Here is a 3,825-nt window from a genome sequence, read left to right as displayed (position 1 = left end):
TTGTTCAGGTCATCCACTTCCTGGGAACCTGGAAACTCTATAAGATAGCGGGCAGAAAACCCTGGGAAGCGGCTATTCCCATATACAACGCCGTGGTTCTGATGAAGATCATCAACCGGCCTGCCTGGTGGGTGATCCTTTTGTTCATCCCTATCATCAATCTGTTGATGTTCCCCGTGATCTGGGTAGAGACCGTCAGGAGTTTCGGCCGCAACAGCCTGGCAGACACCTGGCTGGCTATTCTGTCACTTGGATTCTACATTTATTACGTCAATTACGCCCTGGAAGTGATCCACATAAAGGACAGGAGTCTGCACCCGAAAAGCAGCTCGGGGGAATGGGTGAGTTCCATTGTTTTCGCCGTGGTAGCAGCCACTTTGGTACACACCTATTTTATTCAGCCCTACGTGATTCCCACCGGGTCCCTGGAACGCACGCTTCGGATTGGAGACCTTTTATTCGTGAGCAAATTTCATTACGGGGCACGGACCCCAATGACCACGATCGCAGCTCCCATGGTACATGACACCCTTCCCGGGCTTGGGATAAGGTCTTACCTTAAAAAACCTCAGCTCCCCTATTTCCGGCTACCGGGGTTTACGAAGGTCGACCGAAATGATATTGTGGTCTTTAGCTGGCCAGCCGATACAGTCCGCGCTTTTTTCAAAAAAGAAGCCGGGGTGGTCAAGCCTATTGACAAAAAATCGAATTATGTAAAACGATGTGTAGGTCTGCCCGGAGATTCCCTTGAGATCAGGGATGGTTTTGTCTACATCGATGGAGAACAACTCGTCTTGTCAGACAGGGCCAAACCTCAGTACGATTACATGCTGTACGCCCGGAACGGGGTATCCTCCCGTTTGTTGCTGGATGTGGGGGTATCGGAATTCAACAGGACCTATGTGGCTCAATCGTTGAATCCCCAGCAGTTGATGGCCCTCAGGTCGGCTGGATTTGTGGTCTACGGGCAGAATAACCCTCCGGTGATCCTGACAGACAGCAAGGGCATCCCCGCCGAGGTGATCCGGGGTCTGGGTCTTTCCCTGAGGGAGATCACGGACCGGGAACGGCAGGCCACCCTGACAGATGAGATGGCGGCCGAGCTCCGTGCAAATTCCCAGATCGATTCAGTAGTCAAGATCCTGGAGCCCAAAGGAGCTCCCGGATATAACATTTTCCCTCAAAGTCCGGATTACCCCTGGAATAATGACAATTTCGGTCCCATTTTTATCCCTGCAAAAGGAAGTACAGTAGCCTTAAATGTAAAGGTCCTTCCACTCTATAAAAAGATCATCCGGGATTATGAGGGAAATACGATAGGGGTTTCAGGCAACCAGGTGCTGGTCAATGGAGAAGTAGCCCGGGAATACACCTTTAAACAGGATTATTACTGGATGATGGGGGACAACAGGGACCATTCGGAGGACAGCAGAACCTGGGGCTATGTCCCTGAGAATCACATTGTAGGGACCCCTATTTTTATCTGGCTGAGTTTTGACAACTTCAATGAAGGTATAGCCAACTGGAAACCCAGGTGGGACAGGATCTTTACTACGGTGAACGGAGAAGGGGAACCGGTTTCCTATTTCCGGTATTTCCTTATGGCCCTGGCGGCGTGGTTTATCATTGATTTTATCTGGAAGAGGAGAAAAAAGAGCAAAGCGAAATAACGTCCTGAGAGATCCGACCATGCTCCATCTCGTGCACCCTGTATATTTCCCGAATGTAGCCACCACGGCCCTGCTCGCCCAGAAAGAATGCCAGTGGGAGGTCTGCGACTATTACCAGAAACAGACGTACAGGAACCGGACTTATATCTGTACGGATCAGGGCAAACACCTGATGAGCATCCCCATCAAACACGTGGGGGGTAAACAGGGGAAACAATATTTCAGGGACGTGAGGACCGACAATTCCTATGCCTGGCAAAGGCTGCACTGGCGTACTCTGGAAACCGCTTACAGGTCGTCCCCCTTTTTTGAATATTTTGAGGACGATCTGGCCCCATTGTTTCAGGAGCCACCTAACTTCCTGCTCGACTTCAACCTCAAGTGTATTGACGTAGTCTGTGCGCTCTTAGGACTCTCGGTTCCGGAAATGAAAACAAAGCAGTACGAACCTTCTCCCACAGCGGTTGCGGACATGAGACATCTGGTCAATGCGAAAAAAAACCTGCCTTTTGATCCGCCTTCCTACACACAGGTGTTTGCGGAAAAGCACGGATTTATTCCCAATGTCAGCGTCCTGGACTTGTTGTTCAACGAGGGGCTTCACGCCGCCGACTATCTCCGGTCCCTGCCCTTAAATTTCGCCCATGCTTAGGCTCTCACTCCACTACGGAATCCATTTTATACTGCCTATAGCCGTAGCCTTCCTCTTTTATAAGGATCGTCCCGGACGCGCTGTACTCATCCTGTTGTCGGCTATCCTGATCGATATAGATCATTTATTTGCAAGTCCGATCTTCGACCCGAACCGCTGCAGCATCGACTTCCATCCTCTGCATACGTATTGGGCTATGGGGATTTACACCGTGTTCCTGTTTTTCAAACCTACACGAATATGGGGCGTAGGTTTACTGCTGCACATGCTTGCCGATTGGACGGACTGCCTGTTTATTTTTCAGGGAGCCGGAATGACGCCCTGACCGGGTAATGGTCTGAGTACTCTACCTTGTAGTTGGTATGACTCGTGATCTCAAAATCGGGATCTATCAGGATATAGTCTATTCGGAAGGGCAGGACTTTAAATAGGAGGGTCCTTCCCAGTCCGTTCCCCTTTTCCAGAAAAGAGTCTCTTAAGTCCCCTTTAAGCTTTCGGTATACCTTAGAATACTGGGTATTGTTAAAATCCCCACAAATGATATAGGGATAAGGAGAGGATTTGGTATGAGCAAGCAGGATATCGACCTGTTCTTTTTGTTTCCTGATGGTCTTTCCAAGGCGATTGAAAAGTCGGATTGGATTTTCTCTTTTAAGCGAGCCAGGTCTGAATTTCAGGGATTGAAGGTGAATATTGTATACTCGGAGAGTATCTCCTTCTACCATCAGGTCGGCATAAATTGCATTGTTTGAAGTGTTGGGAAAATCTAGGGAACCACCCGATAGGATCTCAAACTTTGAAAAGATTGCAAGCGGTGAATACCTTTTGGATCCCGTGTATGAATAGTAAAACTGATAGGGGTAAGCATTCAGATTCTCGCCAACTGGACGTCTACGGGCATATTCCTGGAAACATATAATGTCACTATCTTCTTCCAAAATAAAATTCATAATGCGCGATACAACATCCGGATAAGGATTGCGGTAATACCCCTCCAGTTCGCGTACATTATAACTGAGGATGGAGATGTCATCGGTCGATTCATCAGATGCAGCAACAGACAATACCCAAAAGGACCCTAAAGTAAAAAACCAGATCAGCAAGGAGGCTACAGGTAACAGGAAATATCTGCTGCGAAGGATTACAGCCAAGAGACCTGAAAACAGATTTGCAATCACGAGATAGGGGAGCACTAGGGCGAGAAGATCGAAAAATACGATGTCGGCATTCCAGATTGTTCCATACAGGCAGGCGGCAATCAGAAGAAAGGAAAAGAGGAACAAAACGCCTTTCGCGGCGAAGATGAACAGGCTTGATCGTTTCATTGGAAATCAGTCTTCCTTCCCTGCCTTAAACAGAAAATCCTTTTCCGCCTTGGAAAGGCTTTCATAACCCGACTTGCTAATCTTGTCGAGGATACCGTCAATTTTACGCTGGCGACTCTCCTTGTCGTAATCGATCTTGGAACCGGAAGTAGTGTTCTTTTTGCGATAGACGGTTTTT

Annotated in this window: 5 protein-coding genes; 3 read left to right on the top strand and 2 right to left on the bottom strand. The window is 48.3% G+C overall.

From position 1 onward, the window contains the following. The 3 genes from lepB to ABYP73_RS12010 form a co-directional block, all read left to right on the top strand. A partial coding sequence (gene lepB, locus ABYP73_RS12020; RefSeq protein ID WP_372974486.1) for a signal peptidase I occupies positions 1 to 1,670 on the top strand: 1,670 nt, incomplete at its 5' end. Between the two features lie 19 nt (positions 1,671 to 1,689). Continuing rightward, positions 1,690 to 2,322 (top strand): WbqC family protein, encoded by a 633-nt coding sequence (locus ABYP73_RS12015; protein ID WP_372945106.1) that lies wholly within the window; start codon positions 1,690 to 1,692, stop codon positions 2,320 to 2,322. After that, positions 2,315 to 2,647, top strand: a complete 333-nt coding sequence (locus ABYP73_RS12010; RefSeq protein WP_372945107.1) for a DUF6122 family protein — start codon at positions 2,315 to 2,317, stop codon at positions 2,645 to 2,647. Before ABYP73_RS12015 ends, ABYP73_RS12010 begins: the two co-directional genes overlap by 8 nt. On the opposite strand, the gene ABYP73_RS12005 is transcribed toward ABYP73_RS12010, so the two are convergent. Together ABYP73_RS12005 and ABYP73_RS12000 are read right to left on the bottom strand one after the other, a co-directional pair. Continuing rightward, complete coding sequence (locus ABYP73_RS12005; protein WP_372974485.1) at positions 2,616 to 3,647, bottom strand: endonuclease/exonuclease/phosphatase family protein; 1,032 nt, start codon at positions 3,645 to 3,647, stop codon at positions 2,616 to 2,618. The genes ABYP73_RS12010 and ABYP73_RS12005 overlap by 32 nt on opposite strands. Positions 3,648 to 3,653: 6 nt before the next feature. Next, positions 3,654 to 3,825 (bottom strand): DUF6576 domain-containing protein (locus ABYP73_RS12000; protein ID WP_372974487.1); only part of this gene is annotated, 172 nt, incomplete at its 5' end.

The sequence above is a fragment of the Muriicola sp. genome, assembly GCF_041567615.1.
Classification (GTDB): Bacteria; Bacteroidota; Bacteroidia; order Flavobacteriales; family Flavobacteriaceae; genus Muriicola.
The sequence above is the reverse complement of the archived record's forward strand: the minus strand, read 5'-3'. Positions and strand labels throughout refer to the sequence as shown.

Coding starts and splice junctions, on each gene's coding strand:
- ABYP73_RS12015 (WP_372945106.1), top strand. CDS start 1,690: ATGCTCCATCTCGTGCACCCTGTATATTTCCCGAATGTAGCCACCACG.
- ABYP73_RS12010 (WP_372945107.1), top strand. CDS start 2,315: ATGCTTAGGCTCTCACTCCACTACGGAATCCATTTTATACTGCCTATA.
- ABYP73_RS12005 (WP_372974485.1), bottom strand. CDS start 3,647: ATGAAACGATCAAGCCTGTTCATCTTCGCCGCGAAAGGCGTTTTGTTC.